22 protein-coding genes are annotated in these 19,585 nt (G+C 63.9%); 12 read left to right on the top strand and 10 right to left on the bottom strand.

Annotation, left to right across the window (positions count from 1 at the left end; translation table 11 throughout):
• Nucleotides 1-5 precede the first annotated feature (5 nt).
• The 4 genes from FIV02_RS06270 to minC all read right to left on the bottom strand — a co-directional run bounded on the left by FIV02_RS06270 (nt 6) and on the right by minC (nt 2,677).
• Nucleotides 6-641, bottom strand: a complete 636-nt coding sequence (locus tag FIV02_RS06270; RefSeq protein WP_037047175.1) for an RluA family pseudouridine synthase — start codon at nt 639-641, stop codon at nt 6-8.
• Nucleotides 642-781: 140 nt separating this feature from the next.
• Nucleotides 782-1,036 carry a cell division topological specificity factor MinE gene (gene minE, locus FIV02_RS06275; RefSeq protein ID WP_037047177.1) on the bottom strand — a complete coding sequence of 85 codons (255 nt, stop codon included), beginning with the start codon at nt 1,034-1,036 and terminating at the stop codon, nt 782-784.
• Nucleotides 1,033-1,848 (bottom strand): septum site-determining protein MinD, encoded by an 816-nt coding sequence (gene minD / locus FIV02_RS06280; RefSeq protein ID WP_037047179.1) that lies wholly within the window; start codon nt 1,846-1,848, stop codon nt 1,033-1,035. The genes minE and minD overlap by 4 nt, the downstream gene beginning before the upstream one ends.
• 100 nt (nt 1,849-1,948) lie before the next feature.
• Entirely contained in the window at nt 1,949-2,677 is a 729-nt protein-coding gene (gene minC, locus FIV02_RS06285; RefSeq protein WP_150608539.1) for a septum site-determining protein MinC, read from the bottom strand.
• A 202-nt stretch (nt 2,678-2,879) separates the two neighbouring features.
• On the opposite strand from minC, the gene FIV02_RS06290 reads away from it, so the two are divergent.
• Together FIV02_RS06290 and FIV02_RS06295 are read left to right on the top strand one after the other, a co-directional pair.
• Entirely contained in the window at nt 2,880-3,812 is a 933-nt protein-coding gene (locus tag FIV02_RS06290) for a lipid A biosynthesis lauroyl acyltransferase (protein WP_152488140.1), read from the top strand.
• A gap of 35 nt (nt 3,813-3,847) precedes the next feature.
• Nucleotides 3,848-5,029 carry a patatin-like phospholipase family protein gene (locus FIV02_RS06295; RefSeq protein WP_037047201.1) on the top strand — a complete coding sequence of 394 codons (1,182 nt, stop codon included), beginning with the start codon at nt 3,848-3,850 and terminating at the stop codon, nt 5,027-5,029.
• 6 nt (nt 5,030-5,035) lie between these two features.
• Here the strand turns inward: FIV02_RS06295 and FIV02_RS06300 are convergent, their stop codons facing one another.
• The 4 genes from FIV02_RS06300 to FIV02_RS06315 form a co-directional block, all read right to left on the bottom strand.
• Nucleotides 5,036-5,890, bottom strand: a complete 855-nt coding sequence (locus FIV02_RS06300) for a pirin family protein (RefSeq protein WP_152488141.1) — start codon at nt 5,888-5,890, stop codon at nt 5,036-5,038.
• Nucleotides 5,891-6,006: 116 nt separating this feature from the next.
• A complete protein-coding gene (locus FIV02_RS06305) occupies nt 6,007-6,774 on the bottom strand; it encodes a VacJ family lipoprotein (protein ID WP_047592663.1) in 768 nt (255 codons plus the stop codon).
• On the bottom strand, nt 6,767-8,065 hold the full coding sequence (locus tag FIV02_RS06310) for a serine/threonine protein kinase (RefSeq protein WP_047592665.1): 1,299 nt from the start codon (nt 8,063-8,065) through the stop codon (nt 6,767-6,769). Before FIV02_RS06310 ends, FIV02_RS06305 begins: the two co-directional genes overlap by 8 nt.
• Before the next feature lie 169 nt (nt 8,066-8,234).
• Nucleotides 8,235-8,456, bottom strand: a complete 222-nt coding sequence (locus FIV02_RS06315; protein ID WP_037047218.1) for a DUF2061 domain-containing protein — start codon at nt 8,454-8,456, stop codon at nt 8,235-8,237.
• A 198-nt stretch (nt 8,457-8,654) separates the two neighbouring features.
• Here FIV02_RS06315 and FIV02_RS06320 point away from each other — a divergent pair, with 198 nt between their 5' ends.
• The 7 genes from FIV02_RS06320 to FIV02_RS06350 all read left to right on the top strand — a co-directional run bounded on the left by FIV02_RS06320 (nt 8,655) and on the right by FIV02_RS06350 (nt 14,495).
• On the top strand, nt 8,655-8,984 hold the full coding sequence (locus FIV02_RS06320) for a DHCW motif cupin fold protein (protein WP_152488142.1): 330 nt from the start codon (nt 8,655-8,657) through the stop codon (nt 8,982-8,984).
• Between the two features lie 119 nt (nt 8,985-9,103).
• On the top strand, nt 9,104-9,916 hold the full coding sequence (locus FIV02_RS06325; RefSeq protein ID WP_037047221.1) for an SDR family oxidoreductase: 813 nt from the start codon (nt 9,104-9,106) through the stop codon (nt 9,914-9,916).
• Between the two features lie 130 nt (nt 9,917-10,046).
• Nucleotides 10,047-11,180, top strand: a complete 1,134-nt coding sequence (locus FIV02_RS06330) for a CynX/NimT family MFS transporter (protein WP_152490092.1) — start codon at nt 10,047-10,049, stop codon at nt 11,178-11,180.
• Nucleotides 11,181-11,252: 72 nt separating this feature from the next.
• Entirely contained in the window at nt 11,253-11,681 is a 429-nt protein-coding gene (locus FIV02_RS06335) for a hypothetical protein (protein ID WP_037047227.1), read from the top strand.
• A 9-nt stretch (nt 11,682-11,690) separates the two neighbouring features.
• Nucleotides 11,691-12,023: a YnfA family protein gene (locus FIV02_RS06340; protein ID WP_152488143.1), complete on the top strand. Its 333-nt coding sequence runs from the start codon at nt 11,691-11,693 to the stop codon at nt 12,021-12,023.
• A 157-nt stretch (nt 12,024-12,180) separates the two neighbouring features.
• Nucleotides 12,181-13,479 carry an OprO/OprP family phosphate-selective porin gene (locus FIV02_RS06345; RefSeq protein ID WP_150608549.1) on the top strand — a complete coding sequence of 433 codons (1,299 nt, stop codon included), beginning with the start codon at nt 12,181-12,183 and terminating at the stop codon, nt 13,477-13,479.
• Nucleotides 13,480-13,565: 86 nt separating this feature from the next.
• Nucleotides 13,566-14,495 carry a ParB/Srx family N-terminal domain-containing protein gene (locus FIV02_RS06350; RefSeq protein WP_152488144.1) on the top strand — a complete coding sequence of 310 codons (930 nt, stop codon included), beginning with the start codon at nt 13,566-13,568 and terminating at the stop codon, nt 14,493-14,495.
• 56 nt (nt 14,496-14,551) lie between these two features.
• Here the strand turns inward: FIV02_RS06350 and FIV02_RS06355 are convergent, their stop codons facing one another.
• Nucleotides 14,552-15,157, bottom strand: a complete 606-nt coding sequence (locus FIV02_RS06355; protein WP_152488145.1) for an inorganic diphosphatase — start codon at nt 15,155-15,157, stop codon at nt 14,552-14,554.
• Between the two features lie 103 nt (nt 15,158-15,260).
• On the opposite strand from FIV02_RS06355, the gene FIV02_RS06360 reads away from it, so the two are divergent.
• The 3 genes from FIV02_RS06360 to FIV02_RS06370 all read left to right on the top strand — a co-directional run bounded on the left by FIV02_RS06360 (nt 15,261) and on the right by FIV02_RS06370 (nt 18,606).
• Nucleotides 15,261-16,394: a GNAT family N-acetyltransferase gene (locus FIV02_RS06360; protein WP_152488146.1), complete on the top strand. Its 1,134-nt coding sequence runs from the start codon at nt 15,261-15,263 to the stop codon at nt 16,392-16,394.
• Nucleotides 16,395-16,805: 411 nt separating this feature from the next.
• Nucleotides 16,806-18,290: a sodium/proline symporter PutP gene (gene putP, locus FIV02_RS06365; protein WP_037047237.1), complete on the top strand. Its 1,485-nt coding sequence runs from the start codon at nt 16,806-16,808 to the stop codon at nt 18,288-18,290.
• Nucleotides 18,291-18,393: 103 nt separating this feature from the next.
• Nucleotides 18,394-18,606: a VF530 family DNA-binding protein gene (locus FIV02_RS06370; protein WP_152488147.1), complete on the top strand. Its 213-nt coding sequence runs from the start codon at nt 18,394-18,396 to the stop codon at nt 18,604-18,606.
• A gap of 6 nt (nt 18,607-18,612) precedes the next feature.
• Here the strand turns inward: FIV02_RS06370 and FIV02_RS06375 are convergent, their stop codons facing one another.
• On the bottom strand, nt 18,613-19,497 hold the full coding sequence (locus FIV02_RS06375; RefSeq protein WP_047592682.1) for an alpha/beta hydrolase: 885 nt from the start codon (nt 19,495-19,497) through the stop codon (nt 18,613-18,615).
• Nucleotides 19,498-19,585: the final 88 nt, after the last annotated feature.

A 19,585-nucleotide genomic window follows, 5' to 3' on the forward strand; every position in this document is an offset into this window, starting at 1 on the left:
GCAGGTCAGAACGGCGCCGGGCACTCGAAGCGCATGCGCTCGCCGCTTTGCGGGTGGGTGAGGGCGAGCATGCTGGCGTGCAGGCACAGGCGCTCGTGGGCGGCGAGGGCCTGTTCGTGCGCATAGAGGCGGTCGCCGAGCAGCGGGTGGCCGATGGACAGCATGTGCACGCGCAGCTGGTGTGAGCGCCCGGTGATCGGCGTCAGCTCCACCCGGCACCAGTCGCCACAGCGCTCGAGAATGCGCCAGTGGGTCAGGGCGTGCTTGCCCAGTTCGTGGTCGACGACATGGCGCGGCTTGGTCGGTGGGTCGTAGCGCAGGGGCAGGTCGATGCTGCCACTGTCTGCCGTGGGCTGGCCCCAGCACAGTGCGGTATAGGCCTTTTCGGTCTCGCGGTCGTGGAACTGCCGCGACAGTTCGCGGTGGCTGTCGGCGTCGCGCGCCAGCACGATGATCCCGGAGGTTTCCCAGTCCAGCCGATGGACGATGCGTGCCTCGGGGTAGCCGTTTTCCTGCAGGCGGGTGACCAGGCAGTCCTTGTTGTCCTCGGCGCGGCCAGGCACCGACAGCAGCAGGGTGGGCTTGTTGATCACCAGCAGGGCGGCGTCCTGGTGAATGATTTCGATCTGGCTTAGCGGCATGGGCTGTGGCTGGTGTCGGAGCGAACGGATTCGCGATGTGTCTGGCCTGCGCAAGCGACGCGGATGGTCCGCTCATGCAGGTGCGTGTTGCTACAAATGAACACGGCGGCCGAAGCCGCCGTGAGCGCCGCCGGTGTCGATCAACGATCCGGCAGGGTGATGTTCAGTTCCAGGATCGAGCAGCTGCCCTGGTCTTCCAGAGCGACCTGCACGTCCTTCTGGTCGATGTTGACGTACTTGCGGATCACCGCGACCAGCTCCTGCTGCAGGGCAGGCAGGTAGTCGGGCTGGCTGCGCTGGCCACGTTCGTGGGCCACGATGATCTGCAGGCGTTCCTTGGCGATGGATGCTGTGGTTTCCTTCTTGCGCGAACGCAAGAAGTCGAAAATATTCATTCTCGACCTCCAAACAGGCGCTGCAGGAAGCCCTGCTTCTTCACATCGAGGAAGCGATGCGGCATGTCCTTGCCCAGCAGGCGGTCGACAGCGTCGCTGTAAGCCTGGCCGGCATCGCTCTGGTCGTCGAGGATGACCGGGATACCCTGGTTGGAAGCCTTGAGCACGGCCTGCGACTCGGGAATGACGCCGAGCAGGCGGATGGCGAGGATTTCCTCGACGTCCTCGACGCCGAGCATTTCGCCTTTGGTGACGCGCTCGGGGTTGTAGCGGGTCAGCAGCAGGTGCTCCTTGATCGGCTCCTCGCCTTTCTCGGCGCGGCGCGACTTGCTCGCCAGCAGGCCGAGCATGCGGTCGGAGTCACGCACCGAGGACACTTCCGGGTTGGTCACGACGATGGCTTCGTCGGCGAAGTACATCGCCAGGTGCGCGCCTTTCTCGATACCGGCTGGCGAGTCGCAGACCACGTATTCGAAGTTCTCCGACAGCTCGGCGATGACCTTCTCGACGCCTTCCTGGGTCAGCGCGTCCTTGTCACGGGTCTGGCTGGCGGCCAGCACGTAGAGGTTTTCCAGGCGCTTGTCCTTGATCAGGGCCTGGGTGAGGGTGGCTTCGCCGTTGACGACGTTGACGAAGTCGTACACCACGCGGCGTTCGCAGCCCATGATCAGGTCGAGGTTACGCAGACCGACGTCGAAGTCGACGATGACGGTCTTGTGCCCGCGCAGGGCGAGGCCGGTGCCGATGGCAGCGCTGGTGGTGGTTTTACCGACGCCACCCTTGCCGGAAGTGACTACGAGGATCTTGGCCAAGGTGATTCACCCCAAAAAAAGAAGATAACGCGGGAATCCGTGGCCATTTAAGGCTTCCAGATGCCCTTTCTGTGTCCCTGAAAAATGGCCGCAGTATCCGTTAAAGGCGGGTGATGTTCAACACGTCACCCGACAGGCTGACCTGGACGGCATCCCCCCACAGCGGGTCACGTCGCAGGTCTTCGGCGACCTTGTAATGGCCGGCGATCGACAGCATTTCGGCGCCCATCTGTTGACAGAATATGCGTGCCTTGGCGTTGCCCTTTATACCTGCCAGGGCGCGGCCGCGCATGGGCGCGTAAACATGGATGTTGCCATCGGCGAGAAGTTCCGCCCCGGCGCTGACCGGGGCGAGGACGATCAGGTCCGCACCCTGGGCATAGATCTGCTGCCCGCCGCGCACCGGTGTGGTGACGATGCGGCTGGGCTTGTGCTCGGGCTCGGCGGGTTTCTCTTCCACCTTCTTCGGCGCCGGGTCGAGCGGGCGTTCGCGCGCGCCGGACGGCGGCAGCACCGGCAGGTCCAGGGCTTCGGCGGCGGCCACGTCGCTCTCGCGGGAGGCGCGTATGGCCAGGGTGCGCAGGCCATGGCGACGGCAGACGGCCATCAGTTCGGCCAGATCCAGCTGCCCTTCGCCTTCCGGGAGCTTGTCCAGCGCCAGGACCAGCGGGGTGTTGCTGAAGAACGCCGGGGCCTGGGCGACCTTTTCCGTCAGTTGGGCGTCGAGGCGTTCGAGATCGTTGTGGGCCAGCTCCATCACGGTGATGGCCAGCATGCTGCCCTTGAGCTGGAATACGGGGTCTTGGGCGAGGAGATCGGCTTGGCTCATGGTCGAAAGAGGAGACTTCTGCAGCACTACGAAAGGTTGCCGGACTTATAGCGGTATCGACTGCGCACCGCAACTCGAAGGCCGGTTGCAGGACATTGACCGGCAAACCCTGACAGCGTTCGCATGGCGTGCGGCTGGTTGGCGAGTCAGGCCGGCAAAGTGGGGTAGAATGCGCGGCCCTGCCTGTGACCGGACCCGCTACATGGAACGCCCCCGCTTTCGCGCCTACTTTCTGCACCCGCGCTTCTGGCCACTGTGGCTGGGTCTCGGCGTGTTGTGGCTGGTGGTGCAGTTGCCCTATCGCCTGCAACTGCAGCTCGGGCGTCTGCTGGGCTGGCTGATGTTCCGCCTGGCCGGCCCGCGCCGGCAGATCGCCGAGCGCAACCTGCAGCTGTGTTTCCCGGGCAAGAGCGCGGCCGAACGCGAGCGGCTGCTGCGCGAGAACTTCGCGTCCACCGGCATCGCCTTCTTCGAGATGGCCATGAGCTGGTGGTGGCCCCGATCGCGCCTGGCCCGCCTGGCACATGTCGAGGGGCTGGAGCATTTGCAGCAGGCGCAGACCGCTGGGCAGGGCGTGATCCTCATGGCGGTGCACTTCACCACCCTGGAGATCGGTGCGGCGCTGCTGGGCCAGCAGCACACCATCGACGGTATGTACCGCGAGCATGACAACCCGCTGTTCGATTTCATCCAGCGCCGTGGGCGTGAGCGGCACAACCGCGACGCCACGGCCATCGAGCGCGAGGACATTCGCGCCATGCTCAAGGTGCTGCGTGCCGGCCGGGCCATCTGGTACGCGCCGGACCAGGACTACGGGCGCAAGCAGAGCATCTTCGTGCCGCTGTTCGGCATACCGGCCGCCACGGTCACTGCCACCACCAAGTTCGCGCGCCTGGGCAAGGCACGCGTGGTGCCCTTCACCCAGCAGCGCCTGGCCGATGGCAGCGGTTATCGCCTGGTGATCCATCCGCCGCTGGCCGATTTCCCCGGGGACAGCGAAGAGGCCGATTGCCTGCGCATCAACCAGTGGATCGAGCAGGTCGTCAGTGTCTGCCCCGAGCAGTACCTGTGGGCGCACCGACGCTTCAAGACGCGTCCCGAGGGCGAACCGAAGCTGTACGGGACGCGCAAGTAGCCCATCTATACTGCAACGAAAAACAGGACCGCCCGATGACCGTCATTGCCCACCCTCACGAGCCCGTTACCGGGCTGATTCTTTCCGGTGGCGGGGCGCGGGCGGCCTATCAGGTGGGTGTGCTGTCGGCCATTGCCGATCTGCTGCCCGATGCCTCGCACAACCCCTTTCCGGTCATCGTCGGCACCTCGGCGGGGGCGATCAATGCGGTCAGCCTGGCCTGCGGTGCGTTGCAGTTCGGTGAGGCGGTGCGCCGTCTCACCTCGGTCTGGCAGGGCTTTCATACGCGGATGGTGTACCGCAGCGACTGGCCGGGCGTGCTGCGCCAGGCTGCGCGTTTCGTGGGGCACAGCCTGCTGGGTATCGGGCGCGACATCCCGGTGGCGCTGCTCGACAGCTCCCCGTTGCGCGAGTTGCTGGCCCGTGAGCTGGATTTCTCCGGCATCGCGGCCGCAGTGCGCCATCGCCGCTTGCGGGCGATCGCCGTCACGGCATTCGGCTACGAAAGTGGCCAGGCGGTGACCTTCTACCAGGGGCGGGCGACCATCGACCCCTGGTTTCGCCATCGCCGTGTCGGCATTCCTACCCGCCTGAACCTCGAACATCTGCTGGCCAGTGCGTCGATCCCGCTGATCTTCCCGCCGGTGAGAATCCACCGTGAGTACTTCGGCGACGGCGCTGTGCGGCAGGCGGCGCCCATCAGCCCGGCATTGCACCTGGGTGCCAGCCGGGTGCTGGTGATCGGTGTCAGCGGCAATACCCAGGGCGAATCGGAGGCGCCGGCACCACGGGTCTCCAGCAACCGGCCACCGAGCCTGGCGCAGATCGGCGGACACATGCTCAACAGCACCTTCATCGACAACCTGGAAACCGATATCGAGCTGCTCGAGCGGCTCAACCAGATGAGCGAACTGGTGCCGCCCGAGCTTCGGCCCAGGGGCCTGGGGCTGAACCCGGTGGACGTGCTGGTGATCGCCCCGAGCCAGCCGCTGGATCAGATCGCGGCGCGCCACCAGCGTGAGCTGCCCCGCGCGCTGCGCCTGTTCCTGCGTGGTCCGGGGGCGACCAAGACCAGCGGCGCCGGGGTGCTCAGCTACCTGTTGTTCGAGCCCGGCTACTGCAGCGAACTGATCGAACTGGGCTACCAGGACGCCATGGCGCGCAAGGCCGAGCTGAGTCGCTTCCTCGGTCTCACCGAGCTGACGCAGTCCGCCTGACGCGCGTTACGCCAGCACGCCGTCACGGAAGTCGCGCAACGCCTGTTCGATCTCTTCTCGACTGTTCATCACGAACGGACCGTACTGCACGATGGGCTCGTTCAGTGGCGTGCCCGCGATCAGCAGCACCCCCGCACCCTGGTCACTGGCCAGTTGCAGCTGGCCTTCGTCGGACAGGCGTATCAGGCGACCGGCGCCGACCGTCTGCGTGCTGGCAGCGGCGAGCTGCAACTGACCTTCGTAGACGTACAGCATCACCCGTTGACCATCGGTCAGGCGCGGTGCGACCTGGCTGCCGGGCGCCAGGCGCAGGTCGAACAACTGTGGCTGGGTATGCGGGCGCTGCACGGCGCCGACCTGGCGCTGTTCGCCATCGTCGAACTCACCCGCGATCACCACCACCTCCACGCCGGTGCGGGTGACGAGGCGTGGAATGTCGGCGGCCGGAATGTCGCGGTAGCCGGCTTCGCCCAGCTTGTCCCTGGCTGGCAGGTTGAGCCACAACTGGAAGCCGCGCATGGCGCCGGACTCCTGCTCGGGCATTTCGCTGTGGATGATGCCGCGTGCAGCGGTCATCCACTGCACGCCACCGCTGCCAAGCAGGCCGACGTTGCCGAGGTGGTCCTCATGGCGCATGCGCCCCTCGAGCATGTAGGTGATGGTCTCGAAGCCACGGTGCGGATGCGGCGGGAAGCCGGCGATATAGTCGTCGGGATTGTCGGTGGCGAATTCGTCGAGCATGAGGAACGGGTCGAAGCGCTCCAGGCCAGGTCCGCCGATCACACGGTTGAGGCGCACGCCGGCGCCGTCGGAGGCCGGCTGGCCTGGCTGGATGCTGATGATGCGGCGCTGTTGGGTCATGGCAATGGGCTCCGTTCGAGGCGAGGAATGAGCCCATGCTATGCCGATCATGTCGATCGATGGTCGCAATTTTCCCGCGCTACATATCGAACTGATCGATGTTTGGCGCGGGTATCTCAGTCGGCAATCTTGAGTTTGCGCGACTCATGGTAGAAGTAGCGGATCTTCTCGTACTCGAATGGCGAGTTGAGCTGGCCGTAGCGGAAGCTGGTGTTGGCGCGCGTGTCTACCACGCGCAGCGCGGTGATGCCGGGGTTGTCGCTACTGGCATCTGCCACGTCGAGGTAGTTGACCGCGCTTTCGAGGCTGTAGTCCATCACCAGCCCGCCGGTGTCGCGCAGGTTGGATGGGCCGAGCAGCGGCAGCATCAGATAGGGGCCGGCAGGTACACCGTAGTAGCCGAGGGTCTGGCCGAAGTCCTCGGAGTGCCTGGGCAGGCCCATGTGCGTGGCCGGGTCCCAGATGCCGCCGATGCCGAGAATGGTGTTGAACAGCAGGCGTGCCGTGCTGTTCATCGCCCGCTGTCCCTTCAGTTGCAGCAGGCTGTTGGCCAGGGTGGGAATTTCACCCAGGTTGCTGAAGAAGTTGTGTACGCCGGTCTGCACCAGGTTCGGTGTGACGTAACGGTAACCGTTGACGACCGGCAGGAACACCCACTGATCGAAACGGTAGTTGAAGTGGTAGACGCGGCGGTTCCAGGGTTCCAGCGGGTCATAGACCCGCAGTGCGTCGCTGGAGGCGCGTTCGAACTCCTGTTGGTCCAGTCCGGGGTTGAATTTCAGGTCCTGCAGCGGATTGGTGAAGCCGTCGGCGTCGACCTCGCCGGCCCAGGCGTGTGCACTGGCCAGCAGCAGGGCGATGATCAGAGTGCTGTGCTTAGCCACGGAAGAACTCCAGCATGGCGTCGCTGTTGACGCGGTAGTTGAGGTTGCCGCAGTGCCCGCCACGCGGGTACAGGGTCAGGCGCTCGCCGAAGGTACGACGCAGAAAACCGATGTCGCCCTGGCCGAGAATCAGGTCGTCGGCGTTGTGCATCACGGCGATCTTGTCGCTGCCCCTGAGGTAGTCCTCGAGGGCATAGAGGCTGCTTTGTTCGATCAGCTGGTTGAGGCTGCCGCCGTCGTAGCGGGCACGCCACATGGGCATCAGCTGCTCGGCGATGTAGCAATCGAAGTCGCAGCGCAGCGCCAGCTGGAAGAACGGGGTGAGGCTGGTGCTTTCGGTGATGCGGTAATCGCGCGGGGTGATCAGCCCGCGCCGGTTGAGCAGGTCCGAGGTGAAGACGATATCGGCGGAGGAGAAGCGGAACGAGGTGCCGATGAGCATGGCCATCTGCTCGTCGGAGAGCTTTTCCCTGGATTGCTGAAAGTCGTAGAGCATCGCCTCGTTGATGTCGAGGTAGCCCTTGTCGTTGAAGTAGCGGGTCAGCTTGCCCAGTACCAGTTCATAGAAGTTGGTGCTGTTGTCGATGCCCTGCACCCGGGTCTGCACCAGCTTGTCGAGGTTGCTCACCGAGGTGTAGAGGTTCACCGGCGGGTTGAGCAGCAGTACGCGCTTGAAGTCGAAGGCGCGGCGGGTTTCGTCGATCTGGCTGACGAAGGCGGCATGCAGCGCGCCGAGGCTGTAGCCGGTGAGCAGGTATTCGCTGACTTGCAGCTTCGGGTGCTGGGCGCGCACCGCCTGCATCGCCCGGTACAGGTCGTCGGCATCGTCCGGGCTGTAGCCTGGCGTGGCGAAGCGCGAGGCGGCGGCCATGAAGTCGTAGCTGGTTGGCGAGGACAGCTGTACGACATGGAAGCCGGCGCCGTAGAACAGCTTCTTCAGGTACTCGGTGATGCTGCTGGCGTAGCTGGCGCCGGTGCCGGAGATGATGAAGATCAGCGGCGCGCGGCCCTTCTGCTCGGCCAGGCGGTATTGCAGCTTGGTCACCGGCCAGAAGTTGTCCAGCAGTTCGAACTCCCGGTCCGGGCGCAGGCGAACCGAGTAGTCGCTCTGGTCGATATCACGGTCATCCGGCAGGGCAGGGCGCAGTTCGGGCGGTGTGGTGGCGATGGTCGCCTCGAACGGGTTGGCCAGCGGATAGCCGTAGCTTTGCGCGTCCACATCGGCGGCCGTCGCGGAGACACAGAAGACCAGGCCGCCGAGCAGGGCGGCGAGTCGGGCAAGGCTGGGCATGTGGTAAGTCCCTTTTAATAAGCGAACATCGGGATTGAAGCGCTCGCTTATGACAGCAGCAAGTCGGGCAAAGTGCCACGTTGCCGTCAACAAGATACATCGAGTCGGTCTGTCCAGCGTCCTTTTCGCCGCCTGCGGGTGTCGCTCTCGGGGTAGGCGGATGCCGGCGTCATGCGTGGTGATGCAACCAGGCGTGCTTGGGAATCGAGTCCTCGCGCTTGCGCTGCTCCAGGCGTGCCCAGACTTTCTCGTGGAAGTAGAAGCCGACCGAGTTGCACAGCGGCTCCACTGCAGCCACCAGGCCGCTGACCGCGATACTGCCGGTCAACAGGTAGGCCACGCCGAAGGCGATGCAGAAGTGCATGATGGTGAAGGTCAGGGTCTTGAGCATGGTGCACCTCGATGAGAATCATTTACCGATGAGGCTCAGGTTAGTACGCTACGGGCGTGTGGTGAAATGCGCTGTGTCCATGGCCTCGATAGCCTGCGCGCATGAAAGGTTCTCGTGTGAAAGCGCCCGCCTATTCACTTCTCCCGCTTGCCTGCGGCGCGCTAGAGTGCCGCTCTTCATCACAGGGAGTCCCGGTTCATGCACATCCGCGATATCGCCTTCGGCATCACCGACTGGTCCGCCGTCACGCCAACCGAGCACCCGGGCGAAACCGGTCTCGCGCGCTGGAGAACCTGCCAGTTTGGCGAGGTGCGGGTGCGCATGGTCGAGTACTCACCGGGCTATCTGGCCGACCACTGGTGCCGCAAGGGCCATGTGCTGTTGTGCCTGGAGGGCGAGCTGCACACCGAACTGGAGGATGGCCGCGTCTTCGTGCTGGGTCCGGGGATGAGCTACCAGGTGGCTGACGACGCCGAGGCGCACCGCTCCTTCACCGAACAGGGGGCACGGCTGTTCGTGGTCGACTGAACCCTCGCCCGCCGTGGCAATTTGCCTTGCCTATTCATGAGTCTGATGGAGGGCGGTGTCCCCGGTCTTCCTCGCTACACTCTCTGGCATTCCCACAGGACATGTAAGGCAGGTTCGCTATGCAAAACCGCATGATGATCACGGGGGCCGGTTCCGGCCTGGGGCGCGAGATTGCCTTGCGCTGGGCTCGCGATGGCTGGCGCCTGGCGCTGGCGGACGTCAACGAGGCTGGCCTGGCGGAAACCCTCAAGCTGGTGCGCGAGGCCGGCGGCGACGGCTTCACGCGCCGCTGTGACGTGCGTGACTACAGCCAGCTGACAGCACTGGCGCAGGCCTGCGACGAGCAGTTCGGCGGCATCGACATCATCGTCAACAATGCGGGGGTGGCTTCCGGTGGCTTCTTCAGCGAGCTGTCGCTGGAGGACTGGGACTGGCAGATCTCGATCAACCTGATGGGCGTGGTCAAGGGCTGCAAGGCGTTTCTGCCGCTGCTGGAGAAGAGCAAGGGCAAGATCGTCAACATCGCCTCGATGGCGGCGCTGATGCAGGGGCCGGCGATGAGCAACTACAACGTGGCCAAGGCCGGCGTGGTGGCGCTGTCGGAGAGCCTGCTGGTGGAGTTGCGGCAGCAGGAGATCGGTGTGCATGTGGTCTGCCCGTCGTTCTTCCAGACCAACCTGCTGGACTCCTTCCGTGGCCCGACCCCGGCGATGAAGGCCCAGGTCGGCAAGCTGCTGGAAAGCTCGCCGATCAGCGCGGCGGACATCGCCGGCTACATCCATGACGAGCTGGCCAAGGGCAGCTTCATGATCCTGCCGCACGAGATGGGGCGCATGGCCTGGGCGCTGAAGCAGAAGAACCCGCAGGCGCTCTACGACGAGATGGCCGGCATGGCCGAGAAGATGCGCGGCAAGGCCCGATCCGTCAGCTGACCAACAGGTCAGTTATTTGCCCCTGCAGGCTTGCCTGGCAAGGTCTGCGGGGGTAGGGTGACGGCCCCGGCCTGCCTGCCGCCCTGACCTTGGATACACCGTGAAACCAGCCTCTCGGGCCCTGCTGTTGATGGCCCTGGTGCTGGCGGCGATCAATTTGCGCCCCGGCATCACCTCCCTCGCGCCTCTCATCGAACGCATCGCCGACGAACTGTCGCTCAGTCGCGGTTTCATCAGCCTGACCACGGCACTGCCGGTGCTGTGCATGGGCCTGTTGGCTCCGCTGGCGCCCCGTCTGGCCGTGCGTTGGGGGCTGGAGCGCACCATCATGCTCTGCCTGGCCCTGATCGGCCTGGCCCTGCTGGCCCGTCTGGCCGCGCACCAGAGCGCCGTGCTGATCGGCAGTGCCATTGCCCTGGGCGCCGCCATTGCAGTCGCCGGGCCCTTGCTGTCCGGTTTCATCAAGCGCCATTTCGCCGGTCAGATGAGCCGTGTGGTGGGCTGGTACTCGCTGGGCATGGCCATCGGCGGCGCCGGTGGTGCCGTGCTGACCGCACCGGCGACGCAGCTGTTCGGTGACGCCTGGCACCTGGGGCTTGCCGTGTGGGCGTTGCCGGCGCTGCTTGGGGTGATGCTCTGGCTGTGCCTGCCCAACCAGAGCGGTAGCACGGAGGAGCGCGAAGGCGGCGGGCTGCCCTGGCGACAGCCGCGCGCCTGGCTGATCAGCGGCTTCTTCGCGATTCAGGCCGGCCTGTTCTACGCCATCGCGACCTGGGCCGTGGCGCGCTACCACGAAGCGGGCCTGAGCATGCTGCACAGCAACTCGCTGCTGAGCTTCATCATGCTGATGGGCCTGCCCAGCTCCTTCCTGCTGCCCTGGCTGGCGCAGCGCTACGACGCACGCTATCAGCTGTTGCTGGCCTGCGGCGTGATCACCTGCAGCTGTCTGGCGATGATCACCTTCCTGCCACGCGTGGTGCCGGAACTGTGGGCGGTGATCATGGGTTTCTCCCTGGGTGGCTCCTTCGCCCTGTCGCTGGTGTTGCCGCTGTACGAGGCAGGCTCGCCGCTGGCGGTCAGCCGCTGGACCGCGATGATGCTCTTCACCGGATATGGTCTCGGCTGCCTGACGCCGATTCTCACCGGTCTGGCGCGGGACTTGTCCGGCAGCTACCAGTTGCCGTTCATGGTACTCACGGCCCTGGCTCTGGTGATGATCCTGATGGCCTGGCTGCTGGGGCGCGGTCGACGCCGGCAACGCTAGAATTCGCGCCAGTTCCTTTCTTGCCCTGGCAGGCTGTGTTAGAAGGCTTTCTGCTTATTCAGGAGTGCCGGTGTGGAGTCAGAATCCATCGTCTATGGCTGTATCCGCGACTGGCCCTCGGATGATCCCGAGCTACGTCGCTTGCGTCGTGAAACCAACCATGGCGTGCTCGCCGAACTGCCGGCCGGTGAACTCTGGCCGTTTCTTGGTCGCGAGATGTTCTCCTTCTGCGAACTGCCGGGGGCGGGGCTCTACCAGACCCAGGTGATCCACTTCGGCGCCAGCTACGGCGCGGTGGAGTACGAATGGAACCTGTGGATCGAGGCCTTCGAGGCGCTGCTCAAGCGTCTGTACTGGGCCAGCGCGGTGGTCCATCTGGAAACCGAGCTCAACGGTATGCACACCTTCCGCTGGGAGTCCGACAGTGGCTTTCACAGCCCGCAGGAGGGTTCCCTGCGCGTGCGGTGTGCCTGGGAGCGCGAAGGTGCCTTGCGCGGCTAGGCTGGGGCGATGATCAATTACCTGTGGTTCCTGCTCGCGGCCGCGTTCGAGATCGCGGGCTGCTACGCCTTCTGGATGTGGCTGCGGCTCGACCGCAGTGCCTGGTGGATAGTGCCGGGGCTGTTCAGCCTGGCACTGTTCGGCCTGTTGCTGACCCGCGTCGAAGCCGCCTTCGCCGGGCGCGCCTATGCGGCCTATGGCGGCGTCTACATCGTCGCCTCGCTGGCGTGGCTGGCACTGGTCGAGAAGAGTCGGCCGCTACTCAGCGACTGGCTGGGTGCAGCGCTGTGCCTGGCGGGTGCCGCGATCATCCTGCTCGGGCCGCGCATCCAGAGCCCCTGATCCGCTTATAAGCAGTGGAAGTAAAAAGTTCCGCTGTAATCAAATCTTTATATATCGGCAACTGAGCTGAAATAACCCCCCGCCAAGATTCCCCCAACACGAACGAGCCCATCGCTCGGGTGTTTTCAACACTTAAAGTTCAACAGGGGAATCCTCGATGATCCGTAAGCACTTCGCCGGTTTCGCAGCCAGCGCTCTGGCTCTGGCCGTCTCCGCCCAGGCTTTCGCCGGTACTGTTACCACTGATGGCGCCGACCTCGTGATCAAGACCAAAGGTGGCCTGGAAGTCGCTACCACCGACAAGGCGTTCAGCTTCAAGCTGAGCGGCAAGCTGCAGTGGGATGCCACCAACTTCGATGGTCTGATGGCTGCCGATCAGAACCAGCCGTTCGACGATACCTTCAACACCTTCATCCGTCGTGGTGAGTTCGGTCTGGAAGGCACTGCCTATAGCGATTGGGACTGGGGCCTGCGTGTCAGCTACGACGAGTACGACGACACCAGCGTCGACCGTGCTTTCATCGCGTACAAGGGCCTGGACTTCGCCAAGATCACCGTTGGCCGCTTCGGTGTGGACTACGGTCTGGAAAACACCACCAGTTCGTCCTGGATTACCGCCATCGAGCGTCCGTTCATGTACGACTACCTGAACGGTGACGAGGACACTCAGTTCGGTGTGAACATCAAGCACTCCGGCGATAACTACGGTCTGATGGCTCAGGTCGCCACCTACGAAGACAAATACGAGAGCGACGACAACAACGAGCTCTACGGTTACACCCTGCGTGCCCACTGGGCGCCGTACCTCAACGGCACCGATGTCATCCACCTGGCGGCCAACTACCACAACTCCGAAGCCGATGACGAACGTGCCCGCGCACGTACCCGCATGGGCATCCGCAGCGACAATGACTTCCGCCTGACCCTGGGTGACGTCACCGTTGCAGACAAAGACAACGAGTGGGTTCTGGAGTCCGGCGCGCAGTTCGGTGCTTTCCGTGCCCAGGCCGAGTACTTCCAGCGCCAGATCAGCGGTGAAACCGCTGGTGGTGCCAACTCCGACGTCGATATCAACGGCTACTACGGTCAGGTTTCCTACATGTTCAACGGCGTGCGTCAGTACAAGGCTGCCGATGGCAAGTGGGACAAGCCGGACAACATGAACGGCTCCTGGGAAATCTTTGCCCGTTACGAAAGCTCCACCGTCGACTCTGACGCCAATGCTATCCCGGCCAACCTGGGTATCGCTGGTCTGGTGGCTGATGACGCCAGCAAGGAGTTCGAAACCAAGGCCATGGTGCTGGGTGTGAACTACTTCGTGAACCCGGCGGTGCGCGTGAGCCTGAACTACGTCGACTATGAGGTCGACAACCTGGATACCTCCAGCCAAGTCAACGGCGAAGATGTACAGGACGACGGTAAGGCCATCGTAGGTCGCCTGCAGTACGTCTTCTAAGCTTCACTCCCTTGAAGTGTTGCTCCTGATTCGAGCCCCGCGTTTCGCGGGGCTTTTTTATTCCTTTGTATTGATGGAAAAGCGCTATGCGTAAGACTACCGCTCTGCTGCTATCGATCGGTTTCAGCGCCATTGCCCTGGCGCAGGATTACAGTGCGGCCAAACCGGGCGAATTGCTCCAGGTGCCGCTGACGTCCTTGCATCCGACTCAGGCAGCAGTGGGCTATGACCAGATTTTCTATAAGCTCGGGCGCTTCGCCAATGAGCGCAACAAGCTGTTCGATGAGTACTGCGAGGCCAACGGCCAGGGCGAGAGCGCCAGGGTGCCTGGCGATGCAGACCTGCACAAGCCGGACAGCTTCAGCTGCCAGAGCGCGGTAGGCACTCGCAGCAGCGAGATGAAAACCGTCGTGATCGGTCCGCAGGGCAAGCTGTTCCTGACCGATGGCCATCACACCTTCACCGTGCTGATGGAGTATCCCGATGCTGGCGCCGACCTGAACATGTGGGTGCGCGTTACCGATAACTTCAGCGACAGTGCCGACATGGCCAGCTTCTGGCAGCGCATGGCGCAGGCACGCAAGGTATGGCTCAAGGATGGCAATGGGCGAAGCATCGACCCGCAGCAGATACCTGCTCAGCTGGGGCTCCAGCACTTGGCCAACGACCCTTATCGTGCGCTGGTGTACTTCACCCGCGAGGTCGCTTACGACAAGCCGCGTTCTGGAGAGGTGGCCCCCGAGTTTCTCGAGTTCTACTGGGGTAACTGGCTGCGCTCGGTGATGCCGCTGGAAGGTTATGACCTGAGTGATCGTGGCGATTACCGGGACGCCGTCGAGGCCGCCGCGAAGAAGATGGTGGCGCTGGCCCCGGACGAGATCGTCGGTGACAGCGGCTTCAAGGCGCGCGAGCTGGGCGGTTACTCGTCCATCGACCGCAAGGAGCTGAACAAGGTCGCTGGACGCAAATTGAACTATGCCACCCGTTACAAGAAGGCGCTGACCGAGGGAAGCTGAGGCCTGTAACGAAAAAGCCCGGCGCTGGGCCGGGCTTTCTTCTGCGCTTGCTCGGCTCAGTTCTGCTTCTTGTAGTTGTCCAGCGCCGTCTGGATCATCTGCCGCGCTTCGGCGGCATTGCCATAGCCATTCAGCTCGACTTTCTTGCGGCCTTCCGGCAGCTGCTTGTAGACGCGGAAGAACGCCTCGATGCGCTGGCGCTCGATGGCCGGCAGGTCGTCGATGTCCTTGATGTTGTCGTAGGTCGGGTCGATATCGCTGCTGGGGACGCCGATGATCTTCTCGTCGTGCTCGCCGCCATCGATCATCTTCAGGTAGCCGATGGGGCGGAACTTGATCAGCACGCCCGGGTGCAACGGCTCACGAGTCAGTACCAGACCATCCAGCGGGTCATTGTCGCCACCCAGGGTGCGAGACAGGGAACCATAGTTGGCTGGGTAGACGACCGGCATCGACTGGAAGCGGTCGACGAACACCAGGCCTTCCTCGTTGATCTCATACTTGGTGAAGCTGCCTGCGGGAATTTCCACCGCCATGTGAACGTTGTTCGGAGCATCCTTCGCCTGGCTCGCGTGAAACGGGTGGGTGATCGACTGCTGCGCGAGTGCGGCACCGCTACCGAGAAGCATGGCGACGCCAAGGGCGAGAAGGGACTTTTGCATGGATGACTCCTTTGCAGAGCTGAAGGTTATAAAGGTTGGCCTTCTCATATTGCGGGCGCATTGTTAGAGATATATTGCAACCTCGCTTCTGGGATTCGTTGTCATGCCCGTCACCACCCTCGATTCACTTCACGCGCTCTCTGCCGATACCTGGGACGCCCTGTTGCCTGGTGCTCAGCCGTTTCTGCGGCATGCATTTCACAGCGCTCTCGAAGACAGCGGCAGTGTCGGGGGCGACAGTGGCTGGCAGCCGTCGCATCGTCTCTGGTGCGATGACCAGGGGCAGGTGAGGGCGGCGTTGCCGGCCTATCTGAAGCGGCATTCCTATGGCGAGTACGTGTTCGACCACGCCTGGGCCGATGCCTGTCGGCGCGCCGGGATCGCCTATTACCCGAAGTTGCTGGGCGCCGTGCCGTTCTCGCCGGTTGCCGGTGCGCGGCTGCTGGGTGAGCCCCGCTGTGCGGGCGCGATGCTCGATGAGCTGACGGCCGAGCTGGAGGCGCAGGGGGTGTCGAGCCTGCACATCAACTTCACCAGCCCGGCATGCGATGCGCTGCTGAACGGCCGTGACGGCTGGCTGGAGCGCCTGGGCTGCCAGTTTCACTGGAACAATCGCGGTTACCGTGACTTTCAGGACTTTCTCGACGCGCTCAGCTCGCGCAAGCGCAAGCAACTGCGCAAGGAACGTGAGCAGGTCGCGGGGCAGGGCATCGAGTTCGAGCGACGCCTGGGCCACCAGCTGAGCGAGCAGGAGTGGGACTTCGTCTACCACTGCTACGCCAACACCTATCACGTTCGGGGGCAGACGCCCTATCTGACGCGGGCCTTCTTCAGCCTGCTGGCCGAGCGCATGCCGGAGATGATTCGCCTGGTGTTCGCGCAGCTGCGCGGTCGGCCGGTGGCCATGGCATTCAGCCTGGTGGACGGGGATACCTTCTATGGCCGCTACTGGGGCTGCCTGGCCGAGTTCGACCGGCTGCATTTCGAAACCTGCTTCTACCAGGGCATGGAACTGGCCATCGCCGAAGGCTTGCGGCGCTTCGATGCCGGCGCGCAAGGGGAGCACAAGCTGATCCGTGGTTTCGAACCGGTCATCACGCGTTCCTGGCACTATCTCTGCCATCCGGGGCTGCGTGCTGCCGTCACCGACTTCCTCGTGCAGGAGCGTTCCGGCGTGCTGTCCTATGCCGAAGAAGCACGCAGCTACCTGCCGTTTCGCCATGCCGGCGAGAGTTGACCAGTCGCTCAGGTAGTGCCGGCGGGCATGCAGCTGCCGTTCGCCGGAAGTTCCCCGGGGCGTAGGTTTCTGCAAAAACTCCAGAGCTTTTGGCAAGAAGCCCGTTCGGTTCTGCCACTAAATTCCGCCCTTCACTTTCGTTACGACCGTTTTTACCCTTATGTATTGGTCAGACCAGCGTTGCTGGGCTAGACCCATAGCCAGGGGCGTTGCGTGATTGCAGCACGGTCGTGACGCGATTCGGTGGCCGCAGGCGTCAGCCAGGGAGATCGGGAAGCGTGCTTCCTGATCGTGCTCACCCGGCATCGGTGTGACGAGGAAAAGAGACCGGAGCCCGCATCCGCACAGGCGGATGCACCATGCCTTCAGGGCTCGGTGCCCGAGAACAACAAACGAGAGGGGAGCCCCCCAATGACAGCTAGTACTCCAATGCTCGTCACCTTCGTGGTGTACATCGCAGCCATGGTACTGATCGGCCTGATCGCCTATCTGCGTACCAAGAACCTTTCCGATTACATCCTGGGTGGCCGCAGCCTCGGCAGCTTCGTGACCGCGCTGTCCGCAGGTGCCTCCGACATGAGCGGCTGGCTGCTCATGGGCCTGCCGGGCGCGATCTTCGTTGCCGGTATTTCCGAAAGCTGGATTGCCATCGGCCTGGTCATCGGTGCCTACCTCAACTGGCTGTTCGTCGCCGGTCGCCTGCGCGTGCAGACCGAGCACAATGGCAACGCCCTGACCCTGCCCGACTACTTCACCAACCGCTTCGAAGACAACAGCCGCATCCTGCGCATCTTCTCGGCAGTGGTCATCCTGGTGTTCTTCACCATCTACTGCGCCTCCGGCGTGGTGGCTGGCGCCCGTCTGTTCGAAAGCACCTTCGGCATGAGCTACGAAACCGCCCTGTGGGCCGGTGCCGCAGCGACCATCGCCTACACCTTCATCGGTGGCTTCCTGGCGGTGAGCTGGACCGACACCGTGCAGGCCACCCTGATGATCTTCGCCCTGATCCTGACGCCGGTATTCGTGCTGATCGGCACCGGTGGCTTCGATCCGGCGATGACCGCCATCGAGGCGGTCGACCCGAGCCACTTCGACATGCTCAAGGGCGCGACCTTCATCGGCGTGATCTCGCTGATGGCCTGGGGCCTGGGCTACTTCGGCCAGCCGCACATCCTGGCGCGCTTCATGGCCGCCGACTCGGTCAAGTCGATCCCGGCTGCCCGTCGCATCTCCATGACCTGGATGATCCTGACCCTGGCCGGTGCCGTGGCCGTCGGTTTCTTCGGCATCGCCTACTTCTCCGCGCATCCTGAACTGGCCGGCCCGGTCGGCGAGAACCCGGAGCGCGTCTTCATCGAGCTGTCCAAGCTGCTGTTCAACCCCTGGATCGCCGGTATCCTGCTGTCCGCCATCCTGGCCGCGGTGATGAGCACCCTGAGCTGCCAGCTGCTGGTGTGCTCCAGTGCGCTGACCGAGGACTTCTACAAGGCATTCCTGCGCAAGGGCGCTTCGCAGTCCGAGCTGGTCTGGGTCGGCCGCGGCATGGTGCTGCTGGTCGCGCTGGTCGCCATCGCCCTGGCCGCCAACCCGGAAAACCGCGTACTTGGCCTGGTGTCCTACGCCTGGGCCGGCTTCGGTGCAGCCTTCGGTCCGGTGGTGATCCTCTCGCTGCTGTGGAAAGGCATGACGCGCAATGGCGCGCTGGCCGGCATGCTGGTTGGTGCCACCACCGTGATCGTGTGGAAGAACTGGATTGGCATGGGGCTGTACGAGATCATCCCGGGCTTCATCCTCGCCACCCTGGCGATCGTGATCTTCAGCCGCATCGGTCAGGCACCGAGCCAGTCGATGCTCAGCCGCTTCGATGAGGCAGAGAAGGAATACAAGTCGGCGTAAATGCGCTGGCTGTAGCCGAAGGCGATGACTGGCAGACAGTCATCGCCTTTTTCTTTGCGCTGGCGTTAAGGTAGGCGTCTGCCATTTCGCAACGGATGTCCGCATGACCAGCAACGACCCTCTCCACGGCCTGACCCTGCAGGCGATTCTCGGCGCACTGGTGGAACGCCTGGCCTGGGATGGCCTGGCGCGGCAGATCGATGTGCGCTGTTTCAAGCATGAGCCCAGCATCAAGTCGAGCCTGGCCTTCCTGCGCAAGACGCCCTGGGCCCGTGCCAAGGTCGAGCAGCTCTACCTCCAGCAGTTCAAGTCCTGAGTCCGCTCAGTTGGGCGACAGGCCAAGTGTCTGCAGCGCCTGACGGTAGTTCGCACCGGCCATGCGCAGGCCGTTGTTGTGGTTGGCGCCGTCGATCAGCAGCAGTTGCTTGGGTTCACTGGCCGCGGCGAACAGCTCCTCGCTGAAGCGCGACGGCACGTAGCGATCATCACGGCCGTGGGCGATCAGCACCGGGACACCGACTGCACCAATCTTGCCGAGCGAGTCGAAATCCTGCGACAGCAGCCATCGCACGGGCAGCGAGGTATGGGTGACCGCAGCGGCAATGTCGCCGAGGTTGGTGAAGCTGGATTCGACGATCAGCCCGCCGGCTTGTGCGCTGCTGTGTTCACTGGCCAGTTCATGGGCCAGGTTGACGGCCACGGCGCCACCGAGGGAGTGGCCGTAGATGAAGCGCTTGCCCGGCTCGGGTTGCAGGCGAGCCAGGTGCTGCCAGGCGATGGCGGCGTCCTGGTAGACGCTGCGCTCGGAGGGCAGCGCGCCACGACTCTGACCGAAACCGCGGTAGTCCACGGCCAGCACCGAAAATCCCATGGCATGCAGCTGCTCGATGCGAAACAGCTGGCCTGTCAGGTTCCAGCGAGAGCCGTGCAGATAGAGCAGGGTTGGCGCGTCCTGCCGGCTGGCGGGCCACCACCAGGCATGCAGGCTTTCCTCGGCCGTCAGCTCGGGTGATTGCAGTTGCACGTCCTCGAGCCCGGCCGGCAGGCCATTGAACCAGCGGGCGGTGCCCGGCTCGATACGGAACACCAGTTCGCGCTCGGTCTGCTCCAGTTTGGCGCAGCCTATCGGCAGCAATGCCAGCAGGCACGCGAGGATGATCAGGCTCAGGCGACGACGGCGCAGCAGGGCCAGCCAGGACAGGGGCATGGGCGACACTCACGAAAGAAAGACGGTGGTGCTGCCATGGACTGCACAGGCGCTGCCGGGTTTCCTGCGCCTGCCCCCGCGCTGGTTA

This window comes from Pseudomonas sp. THAF187a, from assembly GCF_009363395.1.
GTDB lineage: Bacteria > Pseudomonadota > Gammaproteobacteria > Pseudomonadales > Pseudomonadaceae > Aquipseudomonas > Aquipseudomonas khazarica.

Coding starts and splice junctions, on each gene's coding strand:
- FIV02_RS06270 (WP_037047175.1), bottom strand. CDS start 641: ATGCCGCTAAGCCAGATCGAAATCATTCACCAGGACGCCGCCCTGCTG.
- minE (WP_037047177.1), bottom strand. CDS start 1,036: ATGAATATTTTCGACTTCTTGCGTTCGCGCAAGAAGGAAACCACAGCA.
- minC (WP_150608539.1), bottom strand. CDS start 2,677: ATGAGCCAAGCCGATCTCCTCGCCCAAGACCCCGTATTCCAGCTCAAG.
- FIV02_RS06290 (WP_152488140.1), top strand. CDS start 2,880: ATGGAACGCCCCCGCTTTCGCGCCTACTTTCTGCACCCGCGCTTCTGG.
- FIV02_RS06295 (WP_037047201.1), top strand. CDS start 3,848: ATGACCGTCATTGCCCACCCTCACGAGCCCGTTACCGGGCTGATTCTT.
- FIV02_RS06300 (WP_152488141.1), bottom strand. CDS start 5,890: ATGACCCAACAGCGCCGCATCATCAGCATCCAGCCAGGCCAGCCGGCC.
- FIV02_RS06310 (WP_047592665.1), bottom strand. CDS start 8,065: ATGCCCAGCCTTGCCCGACTCGCCGCCCTGCTCGGCGGCCTGGTCTTC.
- FIV02_RS06315 (WP_037047218.1), bottom strand. CDS start 8,456: ATGCTCAAGACCCTGACCTTCACCATCATGCACTTCTGCATCGCCTTC.
- FIV02_RS06320 (WP_152488142.1), top strand. CDS start 8,655: ATGCACATCCGCGATATCGCCTTCGGCATCACCGACTGGTCCGCCGTC.
- FIV02_RS06325 (WP_037047221.1), top strand. CDS start 9,104: ATGCAAAACCGCATGATGATCACGGGGGCCGGTTCCGGCCTGGGGCGC.
- FIV02_RS06330 (WP_152490092.1), top strand. CDS start 10,047: ATGGCCCTGGTGCTGGCGGCGATCAATTTGCGCCCCGGCATCACCTCC.
- FIV02_RS06340 (WP_152488143.1), top strand. CDS start 11,691: ATGATCAATTACCTGTGGTTCCTGCTCGCGGCCGCGTTCGAGATCGCG.
- FIV02_RS06345 (WP_150608549.1), top strand. CDS start 12,181: ATGATCCGTAAGCACTTCGCCGGTTTCGCAGCCAGCGCTCTGGCTCTG.
- FIV02_RS06350 (WP_152488144.1), top strand. CDS start 13,566: ATGCGTAAGACTACCGCTCTGCTGCTATCGATCGGTTTCAGCGCCATT.
- FIV02_RS06355 (WP_152488145.1), bottom strand. CDS start 15,157: ATGCAAAAGTCCCTTCTCGCCCTTGGCGTCGCCATGCTTCTCGGTAGC.
- FIV02_RS06360 (WP_152488146.1), top strand. CDS start 15,261: ATGCCCGTCACCACCCTCGATTCACTTCACGCGCTCTCTGCCGATACC.
- putP (WP_037047237.1), top strand. CDS start 16,806: ATGACAGCTAGTACTCCAATGCTCGTCACCTTCGTGGTGTACATCGCA.
- FIV02_RS06370 (WP_152488147.1), top strand. CDS start 18,394: ATGACCAGCAACGACCCTCTCCACGGCCTGACCCTGCAGGCGATTCTC.
- FIV02_RS06375 (WP_047592682.1), bottom strand. CDS start 19,497: ATGCCCCTGTCCTGGCTGGCCCTGCTGCGCCGTCGTCGCCTGAGCCTG.